This window comes from Amedibacillus dolichus DSM 3991 (genome assembly GCF_000154285.1).
Lineage (GTDB): Bacteria > Bacillota_I > Bacilli_A > Erysipelotrichales > Erysipelotrichaceae > Amedibacillus > Amedibacillus dolichus.
This window is the reverse complement of record NZ_DS483477.1, coordinates 287,199-309,151: the sequence shown is the minus strand read 5'-3', so window position 1 is coordinate 309,151 and position 21,953 is coordinate 287,199. Positions and strand designations below refer to the sequence as shown.

The following is a 21,953-nucleotide window of genomic DNA, read 5'->3' as shown; positions in this document are numbered from 1 at the left end:
TTCTATTCCGTAATTTGCTCAACCACATAAATGCCGTTCGCTGCCATATTGCGAATGCTGAACTCATTTATTTCCACAGCATCATGAACACCATCAATGTGATACGTGTCGATACAGTTGATCGGTACGATCACGCGCTTATCCTCTTCATTGTGCTCATTCAGCCAGGCATTTAGGCTAAGTGCAAACTGCAAAATACAAATATCGCTACAACAGCCGGTAATCACAATATCCTGATGATCAAAGATACGTGTTTCCAAAAACTCTTGAAACTCCAAGCAGGTAAAGGTATTCGTACTGTTTTTATACATTACCTCATAAACATACGGCTGTAATTCCTCAATCACCTCTGTTTCCGTACTGCCTATAACACAGTGCGCTGGATAAGATAAAAACTCACGCGTACCTTCTACATGTCGATCACAAACAAACACCGAGCGATGCTCGTTATTTTTCACAAGGGCAATGATATTTTCACTAATAGCATTGATATCCTCATCATGCAAGGCTCCCTCCTTAACAAATCCATTGACCATATCTATCACAAATAAAATCGGCTTTTGCAGCTCGGACACGGAAAGTGTCGGATAGCTATGCGCAAAATCCTTGTGTACTCTTGCCATCACATATACTCCTTTTTCTTTAATGCTATTATTATAGCCCTTTTTTTTTGATTTTGAAATCTTTTTTATTAGGAAGCAATCGGTATTTTATTGATTGCTCTATTTCTTACAAAGAGCTCTTCTCCATTACAAAAGCAAGCGGAACAACTGAAAGATGAACAAAGTACTCACATAGGGCACAAGCAGCATCAAGCCAATCGAAAAAAGTGTCAACCGCCAGCCATATACATGCCACATTGCCTGCAAGCTCATGATACAAGGCATACTAAATAGGACATACACCATAAAACAAAAGGCTCGAAGCTTTGCGTAGCGATCCTGCCAAAGCATTGAAACCGAAATGGTATTTTCCCTTTCCTCCTCTTGCGGTAAAAAAAACAAAAAGCTCTTATAAAATGCTTTTTTTGCCTCTTTCACAATTCCTTTGATATCCTCTTGAAACGAAAGCTCATACGTTTGCGGCTTTTGTGCCTGTAAAAGCTGTTCATACCAGCCGACAATCGTTTCCTTGGCAATGATTCCACCCGGTAATGCCGCAATGCTTTCCCAACGATTTCCAAATCCCAATGGCTCAAAGAACGGCTGCATGGCTTTGGCACCTTGTGCAATATATCCACTTGCCATATTTCCATTTGGAAAATAAGCAAGTCCCCACATCACAAGCATTGCCAAGCTCACAATACCGACTGCCTTTTTTATGTACTCCATTACCTCTTTTTTTACCTTTTGCCATACAACCGAAAAACGCGGTATACGATACAAAGGAAGCTCTCCTATCACCATCGCCCTTGAAGCAAACACTTTACTTTTAGAAAACAGCAGTGCCAACAGCAACGCCATACAAATACCTAAGGCATACATTGTAACAATCATGATACCACCCTTATTGGTAAAAAAAGCACTGGCAAACAAAGCATAGAGCGGTAAACGTGCCCCACAAGACATAAATGGTACCAACAGAGCAGTAAGCTTCTTTTGCTGTTCACTATCCATTGCCTTGGTTGCATAAATAGCCGGCACATTACAGCCAAAGCCAAGCATTAAGGCTACAAAACTTTTTCCGCTTAAATAAAAACAGCGCATGATACGATCCATCAAAAAGCTGATGCGTGCCATATAGCCGCTTTCCTCTAAAAAAGCAAGAAAAAAATATAAGCACAGCATCAAAGGCAGAAAGCTAAGTACCCCACCAACTCCTGCAACTACGCCCTTCAATAAAGCATCACGCCAAAAGTTTGGCAGAAAAGAAAGCCCTACATAAGCATAACGACTGATAACTTCAACAAGATAAGCTATAAAATCATTCCATGGAGTTGCCAGCTGAAAAATTAAAAACAGAAGCGTTGTAAAGAACAACAAAAATAGCACTAATCCCCATATCGGGTGAAGAAAGATACGATCAAGCTTGCGTGTTTTCGCATAATGCCCCTGCTCATCGCCTGAAACATAATACATCAACCCATGAATCGCTTGATAGCGTTCCTTCAGCCATACCAGCTTATCAATTCCTTTACGCATACTTTGCAACTGTTCCATATTTATCGAAAAGCTTTCCAACTGCTTATAGGCCAGTCGATCGTTTTCCATATATCCACATAGGATTCGATGCAAAGCCGCAAGAGAAAACTGTGGTAAAACTGCTTGTAAATAATTAAACATTGAAACATAGCACTTCTCTGTTTCACCTTGTAACAAAGGTTCATATACAACCGGTTTTTGCACCATTTGACAAATAGCTTTACGTACACGCTTATAATCTTGTTTATGCAGTACACTAACCTCCAAGCAATCCAATGCAAGTCTGCGTGATATCGCCAAGGTATCTATATGCATATTCATATTTTCTACTTCATCAATAAAGCTAAACAGTACCAGCATCGGTATTTGTAGTTCTCGCAAGCATAAGGTTAAATATAAATTAGCAGCCAGATTGGTTGCGTCAAGGACATTAACTAGTAAATCTACCTTGTTTTGTCGCAAATAGGAGCCTGTGATACCTTCCTCATTGACTCCTTCCTCCAAGCTATGCGTTCCCGGTAAATCAATCAAATGATACGTTTCATTCCCCCAAACTACGTGGGCTTCCTTTTTTTCCACCGTTACTCCCGCCCAATTTCCTACCTTAAAATCCGCCTTCGCCAAGGCATTGATCCATGCACTTTTTCCGACATTCGGATTTCCTACAAATGCTATTGTATAAGTCATTGCATTTCCTCCACCAAGATATGTTCACAATCCTGTTTACGCAAAAACAATTGTGCACCGTTTGCATAAAAAGCAATCGGATCACCTAAGGGCGCTACATAGCACTTTTGAATATAGCTGCCTATATAAATCCCATAAGAAAACAATCGTTGTATCTCCGATGGAGGCAAGTGAATAGCTATAATTTTTCCCCATTGTTTCTTTTTTATTTCATGTAGCATCATATCATCACCCTCCTTACTCTAGCGCAACAAAGAGGAAAAAAGCGTCAGGATTATGCGATAATTTGTGGTTCTAAACGAAAAGCATTCGACATCACTTATATGTAAAACATTACATATATGATGAAAATATTTTTCTTTTATATGAAAAAATGAAGATTCTTTGTTTCCAAATAGGAATTTTATGTTTATAATATAAGATATCAAAAGGAGGGATTTACATGGGAGCATTAGATTTCGTAAAAGAAGCGGTAGTTAAACGCAATCCACATGATGCAGAATTTATACAAGCTGTTGATGAGGTGTTGCTATCGCTTGAAAAGGTTGTAGAAAAGCACCCGGAATATATCGAAAAGGGGATTTTCGAGCGTATCGTAGAACCGGAAAGACAAATTGTTTTCCGTGTTCCTTGGGTCGATGATCAAGGTAAGGTACAAGTCAATCGCGGATATCGTGTCGAATTTAATTCCGCAATCGGCCCTTATAAAGGGGGACTGCGTTTTCACCCAAGTGTGAATATCAGCATTATCAAATTTTTAGGCTTTGAACAAATTTTTAAAAACGCACTTACCGGACTTCCGATGGGCGGCGGAAAAGGCGGCAGTGATTTCGATCCTAAAGGAAAAAGCGATGCTGAGGTCATGCGCTTTTGCCAAAGCTTTATGAGCGAGCTTTGCAAATACATCGGTCCAAACACCGATGTTCCTGCCGGTGATATCGGTGTCGGAGCACGTGAGATCGGCTATATGTTCGGACAATACAAGCGTATTCGCAATGAATTCAGCGGGGTATTAACCGGAAAAGGCTTAAATTGGGGTGGCTCACTAGCTAGAACACAAGCAACCGGTTATGGACTTTGTTATTTCACCGAAGCAATGCTAAACAGTAAAAACGATAGCTTCAAAGGGAAACGTGTCGTTATTTCCGGAAGTGGAAATGTTGCCATCTATGCAGCGGAAAAAGCAACTGCCTTAGGCGCAAAGGTTATTGCGATGAGTGATTCCAGTGGATACGTTGTTGATGAAAACGGTATTCAGCTTGATATTATGAAAGATATTAAAGAGAAGCGTCGCGCTCGCATTCATGAATATGCCGATGCCGTAAAGGGAGCTGTCTTTTCTAATAAAAAAACGATTTGGCATGTTCCTTGTGATATTGCCTTGCCATGTGCAACACAAAATGAGCTGCATAAGGAAGATGCCTTAGCTCTTGTAAAAAACGGTGTTATTGCTGTTTGCGAAGGTGCGAATATGCCAACGACTCCCGATGCAATCAATGTACTTCAGGAAAACCATATTCTTTATGCTCCCGGTAAAGCCAGCAATGCCGGTGGTGTCGCAACCAGTGGTTTGGAAATGTCTCAAAATTCACAGCGCTTAAGCTGGAGCTTTGAGGAAGTAGATGCAAAATTAAAGGCGATCATGGAAAATATTTTCCATACCGTTGCCGAAACCGCAAAGGAGTATGGAGAAGCAGATAATTATATGCTTGGCGCAAACATTGCCGGCTTTGTAAAGGTCGCCAATGCCATGCTTGATCAAGGAATTGTATAAGCTCGTTCACAGCGAGCTTTTTTCTTTGCCATAAAAAAAGCAGAATAAGATTTATTCCGCTGTTTCCATATTACGCTTTATAATCGAAGAAATCAAATCCGCCGCAAGCTTAGGATCATCGTTACAAACAATATACTTATAATTGTTCATCATCTTCATTTCCTTATCAGCCTTTGCCAAACGCTGCTGTACGACCTCTTCCGGCTCGCTGCGCCGACCGCGAATCCGCTTTTCCAGTTCTTCCATGCTTGGCGGTATAATAAAGATAGATAGAGCATCTGGGCATTTCTCACGTACCTGTGTAGCTCCTTGAACCTCAATTTCCAAAATGACATTTTTTCCTTCATTGCGCAGCTTCTCAATTTGCGAAATCGGTGTTCCATAGTAATTACCGACAAACTCTGCCCATTCTAAAAGCTCATCATTGGCAATCGCCTCTTCAAATTTTGCTTTGGTCGTAAATATGTAATCAATACCATCTTTTTCTCCAACACGAGGAGATCTAGTCGTCATGGAAATAGAATACGCCAGCTTCAGCTCTGGATCATTCATAAAATAGCTGCGTATCGTTCCTTTTCCAACGCCACTTGGCCCACTGATAATGATTAACAATCCTTTTTTCATAAAGCGTACCTCTCTTGTTATTACTACCATTTTACTAATGAATATGGTGCTTGTCAAATAACTTTTTTAAGTTTATGAAGCTTTTTTATCACAATATGGTTCTGCTGGTCTGTTATTGAAAAGCATGCTATAATGATTAACATTGGAGGTGCATATATATGGCATTAGATGGCTTGCTGCTTCATCAGCTGCAAAAGGAAATCAATACCTATCTTCCCGCAAAGCTATTAAAGATACAACAAATATCCGATGCGGAATTATTATTTACACTGCGTACGCAAAAAGGTAATCAAAAATTGATGATTTCCTTACATAGTGTTTATAATCGTATTCATTTCACACAACAAAGCTACACCACCATGGAAACACCGGGAAATTTTACTATGCTTTTGCGTAAGCTGATTGACGGAGGAATTATTCGCTCCTGCAAGCAGCTTGGTCTTGATCGTATTTTACACATGATCGTGGAAGCTTGCAATGAAATGGGAGATATCCACAGCTATCATTTTTATATTGAACTGATGGGAAAATATGCTAATCTGGTTTTAGTCGGTGAGGATAACCGGATCATTGATGCCTTAAAGCGTATTCCTCCTTTTGAAAATAATCGCCGTACCATTTTACCGGGTGCTCAATTTACCCTTCCCGCTCCCCATAAGGATAAGCAAGATCCCTATCAACATGGTCCCTTTTTAAAAGAAGAATCATTAACCAAACAATTTCATGGCTTCTCTCCATTATTATCGAAGGAAGTTCAATATCGTATGCACCAAGGGGAAGAATTTGACGATATCATGCAAAAAATAGCCGCTTCCGATACGTTATATATTAGCGATATCAAAGATCAGATGTATTTTCATTGCATTCCCTTAACCCATTTAGAAGGTACTTATCGCACCTATCCGCTGATGAAGGGCATGGATATTCTTTTTTATCATAAGGAAGAAAAGGTGCGCATCAAACAGCAAAGCGGGGATTTATTTAAGGCTGTTCGCAAAGAGCTTCATAAAAATACCTCAAAGCTGCCTAAGTTAGAAGCAAGCCTAGAGGAAGCCATGGATTGTGAAAAATATCGGGAATACGGTGATTTACTGTTTGCCTATATGCATACCATTGAAAAAACTGCTCAAATTACGCTTCCCTCTTTTGAAAATGAAGCTATGGTTACCATTCCCATTGATATGCGCTACGATCTTAAGCAAAACGCCAATCGTTATTATCAAAAATATCATAAGTTCAAGCGTGCCCAAAATATTCTTAGCGAACAAATATGTCTATGCAAGCAGGAAATCGAATATTTTGAAACATTGGAAATTCAGCTTGAACAGGCCTCTATGCAAGATGCAATGGAAATACGAGAGGAGCTATCCAAGCAAAATTACATCAAGCCATTAAAGACTCGAATCCGTAAAAAGAAAAAACAGGAGCTTCCACATTTTGAAACCTTTCAGTTTGATGATATCACCATCTATGTCGGCAAAAACAATCTTCAAAACGATTATGTAACCTGGAAGTTAGCTAGAAAGCAAGACACCTGGCTGCATGTAAAGGATTTGCATGGCAGTCATGTCATCATTACAACAGATCACCCCGATGAAGCTACCTTACGCAATGCCGCTATGCTTGCCGCATGGTACTCGCAAGGGCGGTATTCTTCAAGTGTTCCGGTAAATTATTGCCTTGTCCGACAATTAAAAAAAATTCCCGGTAACAAAGGAAGCCTTGTATCCTTATCCAATTACAAAACCATTTACATCGATCCTGATGCAAACTATATTCAAAAGCTACATGATGAACATTTAGCAAAATAAAAAGATCGCTTTTCAGCGATTTTTTATTAACCTACAACAATGTAATATGATGCTTTTCACATTCTTCTATCATTGCATCGCTCCATTGCGATACTTGTACCTCTCCGATATGTGCCTTGTTTAATAAGATCAAGCAAATGCGAGATTGCCCGATTCCTCCCCCAATGGTCAGTGGCAGTTCATCACGCAATAACAGCTGATGAAATGGCAGTTGCAAGCGTTCCTCACACTTCGCCTTTACTAACTGCTCTTTTAGACTTTGCGCGTTGACACGGATTCCCATGCTGCTGATTTCCACAGCACAATCCAACAGCGGATAATACAGCAACAAATCTCCATTCAGCTTCCAATCATCATAATCCGGTGCACGTCCATCATGCTTTTCCCCGCTTTCCAAGACATCTCCGATTTGCATCAAAAAAACTGTTTTATATTGCTTAGTAACCTCATATTCTCTTTGCTTTGGCGATAAATCAGGGTATTTATTTTCCAATTCCTGCGTTGTTATAAAATATACATCTTCGTGAATAAAGGGCTCTAAATTTTCAAAAACGATATTCACCTCTTTCTCCGTTTCCTTTAAAGCTTTCATGATATGTGTAACCGTCAGCTTTAAAAAATCAAGAGTACGATCCTTTTCTTCGATAATTTTCTCCCAATCCCATTGGTCTACGTATGTAGAATGCAGATTATCTAAAACCTCATCACGACGTATAGCATTCATATCCGTATAAATCCCCTTACCATAGCCGATATGGTAACGAGAAAGTGCCATACGTTTCCATTTTGCAAGAGAATGAACAATTTCCATATCATCATTCTCAATTTCCTTAATATCAAAGCTTACCGGTCTCTCTACTCCATTCAAATCATCATTTAAACCGCTACTTTTACGCACATACAAAGGAGCTGAAATACGCATAAGATTCAAATGATGTGCCAATCTTCTTTCAAATAAATCCTTTACATACTTAATTGCGACCTCTGTTGATATAATATCAAGCTTATTTTCATAATGCTTTGGTAATATCAATTGTTCAACTGCCATACTGCCCCTCCTTTTCTTAGTAAATATTATACACGATGTTACATGAATTTTATATCTATTTTTCGATTATCCACATAAATACCGTATATTTAAGCATTTTATTATTTTACCCATCATATAAGAGTACAGCCGCTTTACATTTGACATTATTGTTAAAGATAAAAGTTTAGTATAATTTTATCCTATAGACTATTACCGTTATTTCTTTAGAAAATACTATAAATCTATCGTTTTACCCACTAACTTAACAATCATAGATAAAAACAATCTGAATGGCTGTATCTTATACAAAAGAAAACAAGCTGCTTTTCTTTACTATAACAATTTCAAAGACTTTTATTATTATTTTTATAGTCCGATAAAAACATCGTATACTGATGCACTTCCTACGTTTGGCATACATAAAGGATCAATCATTCTAAAAAAAGAACACCTTACGGTGTCCTTCTTCTATCATCAATTAAGCCAAAGCAGCAAGCAATTCTGCTTTTTTCATTGTTGAGTAGCCTTCTACTCCTTTAGCCTTCGCCAATTCACGAAGTTCAGCAACCTTCATAGATGCCAAATCAGCATTTGCTTCTACTGCAGGTGCAGCTTCTTCTTTTGCAGCTACACTTGGGTTAGCAAGTGCATTTTTCGCAGTTTCAACGATAGCTGTAAAACCTGCAGCATCATGAATTGCGATTTCAGAAAGCATTTTACGGTTAATTGTTACATTTGCAAGCTTTAAACCGTGCATCAATCTTGAATAAGAAATATCATTCATTCTTGCAGCTGCATTGATACGTGCAATCCACAATTTACGCATGTTGCGTTTCAAATCTTTACGGTCATTGTAAGCATATTTGAATGAATGCATTACCTGCTCGTGAGCAGTCTTATATAGAATGTGCTTGGAACCGAAGTATCCTTTTGCTAACTTTAATACTTTTTTTCTTCTCTGACGTGTTACATATCCACCTTTAACTCTTGCCATGTTATTTCCTCCTTACGATTTATCGATTATTTCACTAGCATCTGTTTGATACGTTTCATATCTGTACTATGAACAGTAGATGCTTTTCTTAAATGACGCTTCTGTTTCTGTGTTTTTCCATGGAAACGGTGAGAAGTATATGCATGACTTCTTTTTAATTTCCCTGAACCTGTCTTTTTAACACGTTTTGCTAAACCTCTATGTGATTTCATCTTTGGCATAAGTAGTACCTCCTCGTAACTTTACTATTTTTTCTTTGGTGCCAAAACACATGACATTGTGTTGCCTTCCAGAATCGGCTTCTTTTCAACATTCGCAATATCAGATATTTCCTCAATAAAGCTATTCATTATTTTCTTTCCAACTTCAAGTCTGGTAATCAAACGACCGCGGAAACGCATATCTACCTTTACCTTCATGCCGTCCTCTACCCACTTGCGTGCATGACGCATTTTTGTATCAAAGTCGTGCTTATCAATAACCGGTGATAAACGAATTGGCTTTACTTCCGTAACCTGCTGATTGCGTTTTGCTTCTTTCGCTTTTTTCTGTTGTTCGAAGCGATGCTTTCCATAATTCAGCACCTTACAAACAGGTGGAGTTGCTTTTGGCGCAACACACAATAAATCCAAGTCTTGATCATACGCGATTTCTAAAGCTTCACGACGCATTTTAATGCCTAGCTTTTCACCATTAGCATCAATCACCATGACTTCTTTGAACTTGATTTTCTCATTTACCAAATCATCGTTCACGTTGTTTGGAATAACTCTCTTATTTATAATAGACACCTCCATTGTTGCCATAAGAAAAGCGGGTACCATTAAGCACCCGCTATAAATATCTACATAAATTGCTATTTACAATGATGTAGCATTAACCTATGCCTTCGGACATCAGGTGAGAAGGGGCGCTTCTAACTTTCCACTAACTTTTCTGCTTTATGATAATACCATATCCCAAATGGGAATGCAAGCCTTATTTGGTATTTGTGTAAATATTTGCTTCGTATATATTACTTACCAATCCGCTTGCCTGCTTTATATTTAAACAAATCTGCAAGTCCTGCGATTATCTCTGTATGAAAAACTCATAAACCAAATAGAATGCAAATAGTAAGCATTCCGTCATGATACTCCGCTGAAATTGTCCCATTCATCTTTTCAACCAATGCTTTTGATATAGATAATCCAAGCCCGGTCGAATTCCCGGCATTATTAACAGTATAAAATCGATCAAACAGCTTTCCTACCTCTATTTCACTCAAATCCGAAGCATGGTTTATAAAGCGGATTTCTCCATTTTCAGATAACGTAACTTCTAAATCACCGTTGCTGTACTTGATCGCATTATTCAATAAATTTGCAAATATCCTTGATAATGCAAAACGGTCAAGATCACGAATGACCTTCTTCTGTGGAATGCTGACTTTAGGAACGATCTGCTTTTCCTTTAAGGCCGTGTAAAACGAGGCGATACTTTCCTCTAATATATTGTTAATAACGACAGGTTCGATTTTTAAAGCTTCTGCTGAAGCCAAAATCACAGAATATCGGAACAATTCTTCCGTTAGCTGTTTAAGCATTTCCGTACGATTTCTTATAACAGCTGTATATCTATTAACCGTTTCGCTTTTTTCCTCTTGTTCAAGTAAATCCAAATAGCCGCATATAGCAGTTAGCGGTGTACGTAAATCATGAGAAATATTTGTCATTGCAGCTTTTACTTCTAAATCACCAAGCTGAAATTTTCTTCGTTCATCTCGGAGCTTTCGTAATTGAATATTTATTTCATTTGCTAAATGACGCATACGTTTATCATTGCTTGAAATATCGATCAAAGTATTGCTGTCGGTTAAAAGCCTTTCGGAAAACGAACATTCTATCTCTTTTGCAGATTTTCGTAATAAATGTATCTTGATAAATAACGAGATAATTACCAAAATCAGTCCGCTTATGAAAAGCCATAACCATAGCATACTTCTCACTCCTTTATTTCAAATCTTTTTTCTTGAAGATCCAAACTCCTGCTCCGGTTGTAAGCACAATGATTACTATCGAATATATCATCAATCTCTCCGGACTTTCAGAAGACATTTGGGCGATTTTAAACGATTGCCCTCCTGGCAAAAACTCATTTATAAACTCGTATAATTCTCTTTTTGTTCCGCTGACATAATTCGGATTCGGTTCTGCTTTTTCGGTTTTCATCTGCCCTGATTCATTCATGTAGACATACTCATCATACACCTTAGGCTCATTTAAGCGTGCAGATATATAGGTTGATACGCCAAGAAAGAGAAATGCAGTTAATAAACATATCACTGCTGATGTAGCTTTGTTAGGAATTATCATCGTAATAAAAGTATAGATTGAAGCAAAGGAAACAGATAACAACAACATACATATTGCCAATCGAATGATAACGCTTATCTCACTTTGAAATGCCCCCAGTAGCGGTATCCCTACGATAAAACAGCTTATCAAAGATACAAAGCACATTAAAATTCCCGCTAAAATACAAGTTAATAAATTTGAAAAATAAATTGCTATCCTATTCTTCCCTACAATGATTTTATTACGAATCACCCCGTCATTATACTCTGTACCTATAAATAAACTACAAAATATCGATAAGAGAATCCCGATAAACATTGTCCCCATAAAAAAGCTATTATCAATAAATAACGGAAAATCATTTTTTATCATAACCATATAATTCATGATAGGAAATCCTATACCGACCAATGACATAAAAACAACCGCTAACCAAAAAAGCTTATTCTTGACCATTCGCATAATGTTCGCTATCCATAATCTATTCATAGGTTACTCCTCCTATCAAATTGATAAAATAGCTTTCCAAATTTTCATCACGTTCTGTCATAGAAATCACTTCACAGCTTCGTTTTGACAGCAGCATTACCAGCTTCGATACATTGATTTTCTTAAAGATGTCAACTGTTTTATCAGATATGATATTATATTTTATTTCCAATTCATTCGCTGTTATTTCTTTTATGATACGTCCCTTATCAATAAAGCCGTAATGCGTTGCTAATCTCGATAATTCATCTAGGATATGACTGGAAATCAAAACTGTAATTTGTTTTTCATGATTCAGTTTTAAAATCAACTCTCTTATCTCAACGATTCCCTGAGGATCAAGTCCATTAACCGGTTCATCTAAAATCAAAAAATCCGGATCTCCTACCAAAGCAATAGCAATCCCCAGTCTTTGGCGCATACCCAAAGAAAAATGCTTTGCTTTTTTCTTAGCTGTATTTTCAAGACCAACAAGCTTTAGTATATCATTCAGTCCATCAAAAGACGGCAGCCCCAAAATACGATATTGGGTTTTCAAATTATCTTCGGCAGTCATATCAAGATAAATTGACGGTGTTTCAACAATCGCTCCCATTCTGCGCCGTGATTTCACAATATCCTTATCGGTGTTATTTTTACCATATAGGACATAATCCCCCGATGTAGGTTCTTGTAAACCGCAAATGATTCGAATGAACGTTGTCTTTCCGGCTCCGTTTTTCCCTATAAATCCATAAATCGCTCCTTTCGGAACACTCATCGATACACCATTAAGCGCCCGGAAACCTCCATAGCTTTTGCATAAAGAATTTGTTTTAAGAACATATTCCATGATAGTTACCTCCTGTTTTCCGATGCAATCATTCTATCTTATAAGAGTAAAACAAACGGTAAAGAAAACAGTAAAGAAACAGTAAATATTTATTCTGTCCTCATTTTAAAACCAATCCCCCAAACAGCTTCAATATAATCTTTTCCGCTTATATCACGAAGCTTTTTTCTTAAATTGCTGATGTGCATTTTCAATGAGCCTTCGGTACAATCCGGTGTATTCTCGCTGATTTTGTCTAAAAGAATCGATTTTACAACTACTTGTTTCGGGTTTTGCAGTAACAATTTTAAAATAGCATATTCCGTTCTTGTTAATTTTACTTTTTTATCTGCAACGAATACCTCATGCGTGTATGTATCCAACACTATGTCCTGAAATTTCAATATTCTGCTTAATGAGGGTGTTGGAGTTCGTAGTGCGACAGTGATTCGAGCCAGTAATTCTTTTGTATCAAACGGCTTTGTAACATAATCAACGGCTCCACCAAGTAAAAGCGATACCTTATCTTCTACATCTACTTTTGCACTCATAACAATCACCGGAATCCCTGCTATATGCGGCAACAATTCTTCTCCTGATAATCCCGGTAGCATTAAGTCAAGCAAAATCAGATCAGGGTTTCTGTCTGTTAAAAACAATAATGCTTCGGTTCCGGAGTACGCATGAGAAACCGTATGTCTTTCATGCTTCAAAACTTCTTCCAACATTTCATTTATATGAATGTCATCATCAACAATTAAAATATGCTTCATCTTCATCACCCCATCTGTCGTACTACTATTATACCGATATATAATTCGCTCAACAACAGAATTTTGAGTAGGCTAATCCCCTAGCTATACCTTTATTGTTTAATACTACACTTATCTTAACTGCCATTTGTTACGCCTGTCTTTATGTTTCAAATCATTTGTAGCAGTTCGCAGCTATATCCAAGAAGAAGTCTTTTCATTTTTTGAAATTTCCTCTTGAATTATTCTTAATATCTGCTATAATAATTAAGCAATCAAAAAATGACTCCTTAGCTCAGCTGGCAGAGCAACTGACTCTTAATCAGTGGGTCCAGGGTTCGATTCCCTGAGGGGTCACCAGTTAAATATAAAAAGCTTTCTTCAATACGAGGAAAGCTTTTTTGTATATTTGTATATTTTATCATAAATCCTTTTGCAAAATATAATCGTCCATAACAAAGCCATGTCCGATATCGCTGACAACGGCATCTATATCATAAAATCCCTTTCGATGATACACATCTAAGCTATGCTGATTGTACTTATTACAAGTTAGATAGATGCTTTGCTTACCATTCACAATTGCATAATCAACAGCCTTTTGCAATAAAATAGAAGCCAGACCTTGTCCTCGCTTATCTTTACGCAAATACAATTTACTTAGGAATAATCGCTTTTCTTCTAATTTTACTCCCATATAGCCAATTAAAGTTTGTTCCTCATAAGCAAGAAAATATGTATAGCCTTCTTCTTTTATAGCTCTATCAATAGCATCATAGCTTTGAAATTTTTCTACCATATAATCAATCTGTTCCTTACTTAGTAAAGAAACGAAATATTCATGCCATATCACATCAGCAAGATCCGCCAGCTGCTTTAGCTGTTCTTGATTCTCACATTGTCTTATTTCCATAGCCTAAAGCCTCCCATAAGGTCTGTTTCCACTGCTCATATAAAATATTTTCTTTAATGGAACGATTGGCATTGCTGGTACTGCCTAGATACACACAAGATACACCGAGATTTTGAAAATGCTTTTGATAAAGCTCATAACTTTTTTTGCCATTACAAATCACAAGACGTATAGTGGTATGTTTTTGTATAAAACCCGCAATATCATTAACACGCTCCTTGCGAATCGCACTATCCAAACTTCCTTCTCTCTCACAGCTATGAATCACGTCCCATAATGCCAAATGCCGCTTTCTAATGATTGCCTTTTTTTGTTCATAGGTATCCGTTGGCATAGCAAATATATTTGCCATGAACTTCCAAAAGTGATTGTGTGCAAAGCCATAATACTCTTGCTTTTCCAAAGAAGTGATACTCGGCATCGAGCCGAGTATCAAAACATAGGGTTCTTTCGAGGTAATTGGATCAAAGCCGACTAGCACACTTCCACTCCCTTTAAATCATGTGGAAAAGCTTCTGTAACACGTACCTTTACAAAGCTTCCATAAGGAATAAAGCGATCACTTTTGAAAATTACGATACCATCGACCTCATCAGGTGCGCTGGACTTTCCACGTCCGCGATACAAGCCGCTGAGTCCTTCCTGATCTTCAACCAATACTTCAATTACCTGGCCAATCATCTTTTGTTGATTTTGTAATGATATTTCCTCTTGACGCAGCATCAGCTGTTCCAAACGGCGCTGTTTTTCTTCCTCACTAACGTCTTGCTCCATATCGAAGGCCGGTGTATCCTCTTCCGGAGAATATGGGAAAGCTCCCATGCGATCCCAATGAACATCATTAACAAACTCCATCAGCTCATTAAAATGATCATGCGTTTCACTAGGAAAACCGACAATAAAGGTTGTTCGCAGGGTAGGATTTTCAAATGTATTTCGTATTTTTTCACACAAGCGTAAAACTTCTTCTTTGGTCCCTCTGCGATTCATCGCTTTCAGCATTCGATTGTTCGCATGCTGCATCGGTATATCGAAATATGGCAATACCTTCGGTAAACGTGCCATTCCTTCAATCAATTCATCTTCGATTTCATCGGGGTACATATATAAAATACGAATCCAATGAAAGCCTTCGATTTCATGCAGCTGCTTCAGCAATTCCAAAAGGGATAGCTTTCCATAGCGATCCAAACCATACTTTGTTGTATCCTGTGCAATCAACACTAATTCCTTTACCCCACGCTGAGCAAGCTGCTTAGCTTCTTTTACCAAATCCTCCATTGGAAAAGAAACATTATCTCCACGAATCAGCGGAATCGCACAATACGTACAGCGATTGCTACAGCCCTCGGCAATTTTTAAATATGCGGTCCAAGGACGACTGGAAACCTTTCGTTCACATTTATCATAACTGACAAGATCGTGTTCATCTAACAATTCCTTCAAAATTTCATGCAGATGCGGATACTCACGAATACTGATAACAGCATCAATTTCCGGAATTTCCTCCTCTAAAGTTTCCTTATAACGCTGAGCTAAGCACCCAACTACGATCAAACGTTTGCATTTATCCTTCTTATACTCTGCCATTTTGAAAATAGTGGCAATCGCTTCTTCTTTCGCGGAATTGATAAAACCGCAAGTATTGATAATGATCGCTTCTGCCTGCGCAGGATCGCTTACCAGCTCATGCTGTCCGCTTACAAGCATACCCATCATTTTTTCACTATCTACCAAGTTTTTACTACAACCTAACGATACAAATCCTACCTTCACAATATCACCTCATTTTTTCGTATATTACTATATCACGAAATCTCTAAAATGTATTCTTTTATCATCTTATTTTCACTTTGTCATAAAGAAAGGAAGTGCATTTTCGCTACTTCCCTAACTTACTTTTATATAGCATACGGTTTTCCAAAGCAAATACACGCTGTGAAAATTCACCATCTGCGATATTAGCCAACGCTTTTTTCATCGTATGCATACGTGCATCTAAATTATCCAATAGATAGAGTACCTCCGCCTCCGGAATCATCGGCAGTACCGGTGAGCCATATTCGTACACACCATGATGAGATAAGACCATATGACGAAGTAAAATAGCCTCCTCACTTTCCGCAACACCTATTTCTGTGGCAATTTGATCGATTTCTGCTTGCATAATGGAAATATGCCCCAAAAGTTTACCTTGCATCGTATATTCCGTAACAATCGCTCCGCTCAATTCAACAAGCTTTCCTACATCATGTAATAAAATTCCTGCCAACAACAAATCTCTGTGCAAATTCTCATATTGCCTGCATACGCTCTCTCCCATTTGCAGCATACCTAACACATGCGTAGCTAAACCACCGACAAAATCATGATGATTGCGCATAGCTGCCGGGTACACAAAGAAATCCTGCTGATGTCGCTTCATGACCGCTTGCACAATAGCCTTTAAGATCGAATTTTCAAAGCTTTCGATATAGCCGTAAATACCTTCCTTTAATTCTTCCTGTGTATAAGGGCCGGCCGGAACATAGTCCAATATCATGCTTTCTTCGCCCTCTACCAAGGTCGCTTTATTCACCCGAAATTGCAGCTGCTTTTGATGTGTGATTACATCTCCGTAAACATCAACGATCTGTCCTGCTTCAAAACTATGCAATGCCTCCTCACTAACATTCCAATACTTTGCGTCCAGCACCCCGCTGTCGTCTTGAAGCGTAAAAGACAAATACGGTGCTCCTTTATTCGTTACTCCTCGATTTACATTGGTTAAAAGAACACGAACAGTTCCTTTGAATCCATCTTGTAATTCCTTAATTTTCATGTAGCTCTTCCCACTCCATTTCCTCTAATATCGCTCGTATTTCACTTGATGCGAAGCCCTTTCGCATACAATATGCATATACCCGTTCTTTTAATTCCTTACCCTGATATTTCCGCTGATTGCCACGAATTGCTTTTTGAATCGTTTTTTCAAGCGCTTCGCGATCATCTTCCGCTTCGAAATTAAGAATACCAGCCGTTGCTTTGGCAATATCGTTATCAAAACCATACGAAATCAACTTTCGAATCATCGCTTGTGTCTTCATTGCGGCAGATTTTCCCTTTAAGCCTTCTCGCAGCTTTTCTGCCATTTTCAAGGCCTTTTCACGTTCCTCCTCATCTTTGAAGTCTGCTAATGCCTCATCAACCGCTTCCTTAGAAATCCCTTTATTGATCAGCGTTTTACGAATTCTTCCTTTTCCACTTAAAGAATACTGCATTTTTTCAATCTTATTCGCCATATACAAGGCATCATTGATATATCCCTTTTGTTCCAATTCATTTAGCATCTTCTGTACCGATGCATCACTCATACCAGGAAGCTTTGCAAGCACCTGTTCCATTTCCTTACGTGTATAATCACGCATACGCAAACGTCGAATGGCATTGCGATAGGCATTGAGATAAGCTTCCTTTTGTTCAAATTCCTGTACCGTATGACGATCTAACATCGTATGCAAACGAATCTTATACAAGAAATAATCCTCTAAATCAATCATCAGCTTCTTCGGCTCGTCCTCTTTATCATTCATAACATAAATGCGTACATAATCATCAAGCATTTTGACCTTTGTTACTTCATAGGCATCTTGAAAATCGTCCAACACCTGGAAATAGACTGAAAGCACCTTAGAATAAAAAACATCGGCATCATATTTCTTCACGCATTCTTTGGCACGTATATGCAAGCGCTCTTGTTCCTCTTTAGCGCGTCCCATATAATCCTCCAGCTTTTGTGCAAATTCTTTTCCAGTATCAAAAAGAAAGCCACTTTCGTTTTCAAAGACCAAATCCTCAAGCACCTCATCGGGACGAGCGAACACCGGTAAGCCGCAAGCCAATGCTTCGATAAAGGTCATGCCCTGTGTTTCTGTCAAACTGGCAGATACAAAGCAATCCGCACAAGCATAGTAATATGGAACCTCATCGTTTTCCACTTTGTCCGTAAAAATAATACGCTCTTGCAGCCGATAGCTTCTTGCCAGCTCTTTCAGCTCCTCAAGCTGCGGTCCGCCACCGACAATCATCATCTTAATCTTAGGATTTTTTACATAGCGAAACCCTTCGATAGGTATTTCAATACTTTTTTCCTGTGCAATTCGTCCAACATAAACAACGAGCTTTTCATCTTCCTTGATACCATAGCTTTGACGAATCTGACAAACCCTTTCAACATCAATATTCTCAACATTAAATTTTTCAAAGCTTAAACCGGTTGGAATAATATAGATCGGAGTTGTTACTCCGTATTTTAACAAAGTTTCCTTCGTCTTTTCGCTCGGAGCAATCATTGCCTGCACATTTTCCGCAAACACACGTGAAACACTCCCCACAATTCTGCGGCCTACACGATCAACCTCTTCATTCTCAAAAGGAATCAAATAATGAGTGTAATCCTCATACATCGTATGATAAGTAGATACAACCGGAATATTCAAATATTTGGCAACAATACGTCCGAACATTCCAACACCGAATTCCGTATGCACATGAATAATATCCAATTTCAGTTTTCGAATTTCTTCTTTGGCACTTTGATGAAAAGGGGTAGAGAGTTTATAGCCATATAACCATTTCAATTCCAAACCGGGCAGACGCAAAACATTTCCATCCCATTTGCTAGTAAGTGCTTTATGATTGGCAATCACAAACACCTCATGTCCATGCTTTTCCAATTCCGTTTGCAATGTAACCACAGAGGATACCACACCGTTGATATCCGGTAGATACGTATCTGTAAATAATCCAATCCTCATGAAGTAACCTCCTTTATTATTGCTTGCTTTTTATACTTTTCATTATCATAGCGGTGCTTCAAATACAAAAATACGAAGGCTCCGGCAATCAATACAATATGATAGGTTGAAAAACGCCACAAAATCATGATGCTGCTCGCTGCGGCTCCCGGTCCCACCAAAAAGATATATAGCTGGGTAAAGGCAAATTCCGTTCCTCCGCTTGCTCCCGGAACAGGAAAAAAAGCATTGACCATCAAAACAAAACTTGCTAGTGCCATAGAATCGATCAGCTTATCCCAACCAAGTGGCAATCCCAAGGAGCGGGCAATCACAAAAGGCAACGTGAGCTGAATCGTCATACGTAAAACATTTAACAAAACAGCTTTCACAATTAAGCGATGCTCGTGGCGTATCTGCTTAATTTCATTGGTAAACCCCTCGACCTGCAGCTTCCAGCTTGACAAAGTTTTTTCCTTATCCTTTACAAGATGCAATTTTGCTAATAAAGAAACCATACGCTGAGAAAGCCACACATAAAGCTTAGGAAATAAAGCCATCGTCCATAACAAAGCGATAACCCCTACATTGACAAGATAACCGACGATAATCGCCCAAAACCATGTACCGACGATTTCCATATAATAAGCACTGCGCATCAAAAACAGCACCGTTACGTAAACCATCATTACGGTTTGATAAATAATAAAATCCGCCCATAGAATAGAAGCACCCTCTGCCAGCTTGATCCCTTGTTTTTTTAAAATATATGCCTGTGCAAATTGTCCTCCGGTTGCACTTGGTGTAATACCGGAAAAGAAATATCCCACAAGTGCATTTTGGAATCCCTTTAAAAAGGTATATTGCTTGTGATAACGCCGTGTCAATACCGTTAAGATAAGCCCGATGACACCGGCATAAACTATACCCCAACCAAGAATGACAAAAAGCCACAAAAAAGGAATGTTTCCAATCAGCTCCATTATGGAATGAAAGTTGTCTTTTAACGCAAACCAAAGAACTGCAGCTGTGAACCCTAAGATAATTATAAAATTTAAAATATAGCTACGTATTGATTGTTTCATAGAATACCACCTGTATGTGCCAAAGCCGCACATTCGAACATGTCTATTATAGCATACTCCCTTTATGATTTACATGACAATAGTGTAACCTTTTCAAAAGTAAAAAAGGGTTGCTACCCCTTATTCACAAAGTGCTTATAAATCCCACTATAAAATTCACGCCAAATCTTTAAGACATTTTCCTTACAATAATATTCACTGATTTCCTTACTTCGCAAAGCTTTGGCTTCATAAGCCTGCGGCTCCTCATACAAACGTTTTATCGCTTGGACAAAGCCTGCATTGTCATTTGCCCGTTCATATTTTTCAAACAAGATATCCCGATACAAATCTAAATCTCGCAGTACAAGAGGAACATGGAGATTGACCGCCTCTAAAATTGCCATCGGAAACAGCTCATTATAAGAGGGCATAAACAATACATCGGAAACATTGTATAGATCATTCATTTCTTCTCGTGGTATGATCCCTAAAAACTTTACATTAGCAGGTGGATTTTCTACCACCTTTTTCAATTCTTCATAACCATCGGTAATTTTTCCGAAGGAAAAACCTCCGCACCAAACAAATTGAATATCGGGAAGCTGTTTAGCGACCTCAATAAAATCAAGCACACCCTTACGCATCTGTACCTGTCCGACTCCGATTACGACAAAAGCAGCTTCGTCAATTTCATATTTTTTACGTAAAGCTGCCCGCTCGGATTGCGACTTCTTATAAAAATCCTGTTTGGATACATAGTTGGGAATATATACCATCTTTTCACGTGGTATCCCATAAACCTCAAGCTCATTCATAAACATCGGATTTACTACCACCAAGTAATCTGCTGTTTTATAAAAGCGCACAACATAACGCTTAAAAAGCGAAAAAGCCAATTTTGGAAGCTGAATACTGCCATTTAACGTATCCGGTAAAAAATGCACATAGCACACATTTACATGTTTGCCCTTTTTCATACGTATAAAATTGATAGGATCAATCGTATGACAATGAACGATATCACATTTTTTTCTCGAATTGATATAAACATCAAAAAGATCGGCACCACCCTCACGTACCAACTTCACCTGTTCCAGATAGGCGCTTCCTACCCCCTGGCCAGCTACCTTATCCGCACTTGACAGCATATTGATTGATATCTTTTTCACATTAACAGCCTCCTCTTATTTTTTCCATTATAGCATACTTCCCTTTGCTTTATAAGTCTTTCTGTCCTACCTTACGCATTTGTAAGGCATTCCTTCAAAACCAAAGCAAGATGCAACAGAGCTTTCTTTAAGCGACGATGATATGTACTTTCCACAACACCGCCTAAGCGCTGCAATATTTTTTTCTTATCGTACTGACGCACATACACGTCAAGCAGTAGCTGTGCTTCTTGTTCCTTAAGCTGTGCAATTCCTCCCAAAAGTATATATGCTCGTTCATCGCGGCTTTGTAAATACTCCTTATGTTTCTGCATTTTATCCATTGCCGATAAAACGTAATTCTCTTCCTTTCCCTGATGCCTTTTCAAAGAAATAACACTTTTGGAATAATGTAAATAATCCATGATATCATCTTCTACCTGCAATGCTTCACCCTTCTCTCGCAGTAAGCTCTTTAAGCGCATATTTGCGCAATAATAACGCAAAAACTCCATTTCCTGTTTCAATGTTTGAAGCATCTTTTCTTCATCTGATTCATACGTATGCATATTCTTACCTCCTCATGCTTTTACTATTACTA

Annotated in this window: 22 protein-coding genes, 1 tRNA gene and 1 pseudogene; 3 read left to right on the top strand and 21 right to left on the bottom strand. The window is 38.4% G+C overall.

Going from position 1 to position 21,953, the window contains the following annotated elements; translation table 11 throughout:
- Positions 1-2 precede the first annotated feature (2 nt).
- The 3 genes from EUBDOL_RS08700 to EUBDOL_RS08690 form a co-directional block, all read right to left on the bottom strand.
- Complete coding sequence (locus EUBDOL_RS08700) at positions 3-623, bottom strand: cysteine hydrolase family protein (RefSeq protein ID WP_004800565.1); 621 nt, start codon at positions 621-623, stop codon at positions 3-5.
- A 126-nt stretch (positions 624-749) separates the two neighbouring features.
- Positions 750-2,828, bottom strand: coding sequence for a ferrous iron transport protein B (feoB, locus tag EUBDOL_RS08695; RefSeq protein ID WP_004800564.1), 2,079 nt, complete (start codon positions 2,826-2,828; stop codon positions 750-752).
- Positions 2,825-3,052 carry a FeoA family protein gene (locus tag EUBDOL_RS08690; protein WP_040463680.1) on the bottom strand — a complete coding sequence of 76 codons (228 nt, stop codon included), beginning with the start codon at positions 3,050-3,052 and terminating at the stop codon, positions 2,825-2,827. Before EUBDOL_RS08690 ends, feoB begins: the two co-directional genes overlap by 4 nt.
- A gap of 218 nt (positions 3,053-3,270) precedes the next feature.
- Here EUBDOL_RS08690 and gdhA point away from each other — a divergent pair, with 218 nt between their 5' ends.
- Positions 3,271-4,602 (top strand): NADP-specific glutamate dehydrogenase, encoded by a 1,332-nt coding sequence (gene gdhA, locus EUBDOL_RS08685; RefSeq protein WP_004800562.1) that lies wholly within the window; start codon positions 3,271-3,273, stop codon positions 4,600-4,602.
- 51 nt (positions 4,603-4,653) lie between these two features.
- On the opposite strand, the gene gmk is transcribed toward gdhA, so the two are convergent.
- A complete protein-coding gene (gene gmk / locus EUBDOL_RS08680) occupies positions 4,654-5,226 on the bottom strand; it encodes a guanylate kinase (RefSeq protein ID WP_022420336.1) in 573 nt (190 codons plus the stop codon).
- Positions 5,227-5,384: 158 nt separating this feature from the next.
- On the opposite strand from gmk, the gene EUBDOL_RS08675 reads away from it, so the two are divergent.
- Positions 5,385-7,037 carry an Rqc2 family fibronectin-binding protein gene (locus EUBDOL_RS08675; protein ID WP_004800560.1) on the top strand — a complete coding sequence of 551 codons (1,653 nt, stop codon included), beginning with the start codon at positions 5,385-5,387 and terminating at the stop codon, positions 7,035-7,037.
- 31 nt (positions 7,038-7,068) lie between these two features.
- Here the strand turns inward: EUBDOL_RS08675 and asnA are convergent, their stop codons facing one another.
- The 9 genes and pseudogenes from asnA to EUBDOL_RS08635 all read right to left on the bottom strand — a co-directional run bounded on the left by asnA (position 7,069) and on the right by EUBDOL_RS08635 (position 13,470).
- Entirely contained in the window at positions 7,069-8,085 is a 1,017-nt protein-coding gene (gene asnA / locus EUBDOL_RS08670) for an aspartate--ammonia ligase (protein ID WP_004800559.1), read from the bottom strand.
- A 460-nt stretch (positions 8,086-8,545) separates the two neighbouring features.
- A complete protein-coding gene (locus EUBDOL_RS11750) occupies positions 8,546-8,641 on the bottom strand; it encodes a Rho termination factor N-terminal domain-containing protein (RefSeq protein WP_235713711.1) in 96 nt (31 codons plus the stop codon).
- A gap of 66 nt (positions 8,642-8,707) precedes the next feature.
- Positions 8,708-9,061, bottom strand: a pseudogene (gene rplT / locus EUBDOL_RS08665) (50S ribosomal protein L20); the annotation flags it as partial.
- A 26-nt stretch (positions 9,062-9,087) separates the two neighbouring features.
- Positions 9,088-9,282 carry a 50S ribosomal protein L35 gene (gene rpmI, locus EUBDOL_RS08660; protein WP_004800557.1) on the bottom strand — a complete coding sequence of 65 codons (195 nt, stop codon included), beginning with the start codon at positions 9,280-9,282 and terminating at the stop codon, positions 9,088-9,090.
- A gap of 24 nt (positions 9,283-9,306) precedes the next feature.
- A complete protein-coding gene (infC, locus tag EUBDOL_RS08655) occupies positions 9,307-9,858 on the bottom strand; it encodes a translation initiation factor IF-3 (protein WP_420482114.1) in 552 nt (183 codons plus the stop codon).
- A 293-nt stretch (positions 9,859-10,151) separates the two neighbouring features.
- Positions 10,152-11,039, bottom strand: a complete 888-nt coding sequence (locus EUBDOL_RS08650; RefSeq protein ID WP_004800555.1) for a sensor histidine kinase — start codon at positions 11,037-11,039, stop codon at positions 10,152-10,154.
- Positions 11,040-11,052: 13 nt separating this feature from the next.
- On the bottom strand, positions 11,053-11,886 hold the full coding sequence (locus EUBDOL_RS08645; RefSeq protein ID WP_004800554.1) for an ABC transporter permease subunit: 834 nt from the start codon (positions 11,884-11,886) through the stop codon (positions 11,053-11,055).
- Positions 11,879-12,718: an ABC transporter ATP-binding protein gene (locus tag EUBDOL_RS08640; RefSeq protein WP_004800553.1), complete on the bottom strand. Its 840-nt coding sequence runs from the start codon at positions 12,716-12,718 to the stop codon at positions 11,879-11,881. The genes EUBDOL_RS08645 and EUBDOL_RS08640 overlap by 8 nt, the downstream gene beginning before the upstream one ends.
- Before the next feature lie 89 nt (positions 12,719-12,807).
- Positions 12,808-13,470 carry a response regulator transcription factor gene (locus EUBDOL_RS08635; RefSeq protein ID WP_040463679.1) on the bottom strand — a complete coding sequence of 221 codons (663 nt, stop codon included), beginning with the start codon at positions 13,468-13,470 and terminating at the stop codon, positions 12,808-12,810.
- 263 nt (positions 13,471-13,733) lie between these two features.
- Between EUBDOL_RS08635 and EUBDOL_RS08630 the strand changes: the two genes are divergently transcribed.
- Positions 13,734-13,809 (top strand) — tRNA-Lys (locus EUBDOL_RS08630).
- Positions 13,810-13,870: 61 nt separating this feature from the next.
- On the opposite strand, the gene EUBDOL_RS08625 is transcribed toward EUBDOL_RS08630, so the two are convergent.
- The 8 genes from EUBDOL_RS08625 to EUBDOL_RS08590 form a co-directional block, all read right to left on the bottom strand.
- Positions 13,871-14,362: a GNAT family N-acetyltransferase gene (locus EUBDOL_RS08625; protein WP_022420330.1), complete on the bottom strand. Its 492-nt coding sequence runs from the start codon at positions 14,360-14,362 to the stop codon at positions 13,871-13,873.
- Positions 14,343-14,843 (bottom strand): DNA-deoxyinosine glycosylase, encoded by a 501-nt coding sequence (locus tag EUBDOL_RS08620; protein ID WP_004800550.1) that lies wholly within the window; start codon positions 14,841-14,843, stop codon positions 14,343-14,345. Before EUBDOL_RS08620 ends, EUBDOL_RS08625 begins: the two co-directional genes overlap by 20 nt.
- The gene (gene rimO / locus EUBDOL_RS08615) at positions 14,837-16,138 is read right to left on the bottom strand and encodes a 30S ribosomal protein S12 methylthiotransferase RimO (protein ID WP_004800549.1); all 1,302 of its coding nucleotides are present in this window, start codon (positions 16,136-16,138) and stop codon (positions 14,837-14,839) included. Before rimO ends, EUBDOL_RS08620 begins: the two co-directional genes overlap by 7 nt.
- 106 nt (positions 16,139-16,244) lie before the next feature.
- Positions 16,245-17,183 carry a 3'-5' exoribonuclease YhaM family protein gene (locus EUBDOL_RS08610; protein WP_004800548.1) on the bottom strand — a complete coding sequence of 313 codons (939 nt, stop codon included), beginning with the start codon at positions 17,181-17,183 and terminating at the stop codon, positions 16,245-16,247.
- Positions 17,173-19,158 carry a glycosyltransferase gene (locus EUBDOL_RS08605; RefSeq protein ID WP_004800547.1) on the bottom strand — a complete coding sequence of 662 codons (1,986 nt, stop codon included), beginning with the start codon at positions 19,156-19,158 and terminating at the stop codon, positions 17,173-17,175. Before EUBDOL_RS08605 ends, EUBDOL_RS08610 begins: the two co-directional genes overlap by 11 nt.
- Positions 19,155-20,222, bottom strand: a complete 1,068-nt coding sequence (locus EUBDOL_RS08600) for a lysylphosphatidylglycerol synthase transmembrane domain-containing protein (RefSeq protein WP_004800546.1) — start codon at positions 20,220-20,222, stop codon at positions 19,155-19,157. The genes EUBDOL_RS08605 and EUBDOL_RS08600 overlap by 4 nt, the downstream gene beginning before the upstream one ends.
- 113 nt (positions 20,223-20,335) lie before the next feature.
- Positions 20,336-21,373, bottom strand: a complete 1,038-nt coding sequence (locus tag EUBDOL_RS08595; RefSeq protein ID WP_022420368.1) for a glycosyltransferase family 4 protein — start codon at positions 21,371-21,373, stop codon at positions 20,336-20,338.
- 71 nt (positions 21,374-21,444) lie between these two features.
- Complete coding sequence (locus tag EUBDOL_RS08590) at positions 21,445-21,921, bottom strand: hypothetical protein (RefSeq protein WP_004800544.1); 477 nt, start codon at positions 21,919-21,921, stop codon at positions 21,445-21,447.
- Between the last annotated feature and the right edge of the window lie 32 nt (positions 21,922-21,953).

Excerpts from the sequence above, each read along its gene's own strand:
- EUBDOL_RS08690 (WP_040463680.1), bottom strand. The coding sequence starts at position 3,052 with ATGATGCTACATGAAATAAAAAAGAAACAATGGGGAAAAATTATAGCT.
- EUBDOL_RS08645 (WP_004800554.1), bottom strand. The coding sequence starts at position 11,886 with ATGAATAGATTATGGATAGCGAACATTATGCGAATGGTCAAGAATAAG.
- EUBDOL_RS08675 (WP_004800560.1), top strand. The coding sequence starts at position 5,385 with ATGGCATTAGATGGCTTGCTGCTTCATCAGCTGCAAAAGGAAATCAAT.
- EUBDOL_RS08605 (WP_004800547.1), bottom strand. The coding sequence starts at position 19,158 with ATGAGGATTGGATTATTTACAGATACGTATCTACCGGATATCAACGGT.
- EUBDOL_RS08600 (WP_004800546.1), bottom strand. The coding sequence starts at position 20,222 with ATGAAACAATCAATACGTAGCTATATTTTAAATTTTATAATTATCTTA.
- EUBDOL_RS08640 (WP_004800553.1), bottom strand. The coding sequence starts at position 12,718 with ATGGAATATGTTCTTAAAACAAATTCTTTATGCAAAAGCTATGGAGGT.
- EUBDOL_RS08635 (WP_040463679.1), bottom strand. The coding sequence starts at position 13,470 with ATGAAGCATATTTTAATTGTTGATGATGACATTCATATAAATGAAATG.
- EUBDOL_RS08590 (WP_004800544.1), bottom strand. The coding sequence starts at position 21,921 with ATGCATACGTATGAATCAGATGAAGAAAAGATGCTTCAAACATTGAAA.
- EUBDOL_RS08610 (WP_004800548.1), bottom strand. The coding sequence starts at position 17,183 with ATGAAAATTAAGGAATTACAAGATGGATTCAAAGGAACTGTTCGTGTT.
- EUBDOL_RS11750 (WP_235713711.1), bottom strand. The coding sequence starts at position 8,641 with ATGAAGGTTGCTGAACTTCGTGAATTGGCGAAGGCTAAAGGAGTAGAA.
- rpmI (WP_004800557.1), bottom strand. The coding sequence starts at position 9,282 with ATGCCAAAGATGAAATCACATAGAGGTTTAGCAAAACGTGTTAAAAAG.
- feoB (WP_004800564.1), bottom strand. The coding sequence starts at position 2,828 with ATGACTTATACAATAGCATTTGTAGGAAATCCGAATGTCGGAAAAAGT.
- infC (WP_420482114.1), bottom strand. The coding sequence starts at position 9,858 with ATGGAGGTGTCTATTATAAATAAGAGAGTTATTCCAAACAACGTGAAC.
- EUBDOL_RS08625 (WP_022420330.1), bottom strand. The coding sequence starts at position 14,362 with ATGGAAATAAGACAATGTGAGAATCAAGAACAGCTAAAGCAGCTGGCG.
- gdhA (WP_004800562.1), top strand. The coding sequence starts at position 3,271 with ATGGGAGCATTAGATTTCGTAAAAGAAGCGGTAGTTAAACGCAATCCA.
- EUBDOL_RS08700 (WP_004800565.1), bottom strand. The coding sequence starts at position 623 with ATGGCAAGAGTACACAAGGATTTTGCGCATAGCTATCCGACACTTTCC.
- EUBDOL_RS08650 (WP_004800555.1), bottom strand. The coding sequence starts at position 11,039 with ATGCTATGGTTATGGCTTTTCATAAGCGGACTGATTTTGGTAATTATC.
- gmk (WP_022420336.1), bottom strand. The coding sequence starts at position 5,226 with ATGAAAAAAGGATTGTTAATCATTATCAGTGGGCCAAGTGGCGTTGGA.
- asnA (WP_004800559.1), bottom strand. The coding sequence starts at position 8,085 with ATGGCAGTTGAACAATTGATATTACCAAAGCATTATGAAAATAAGCTT.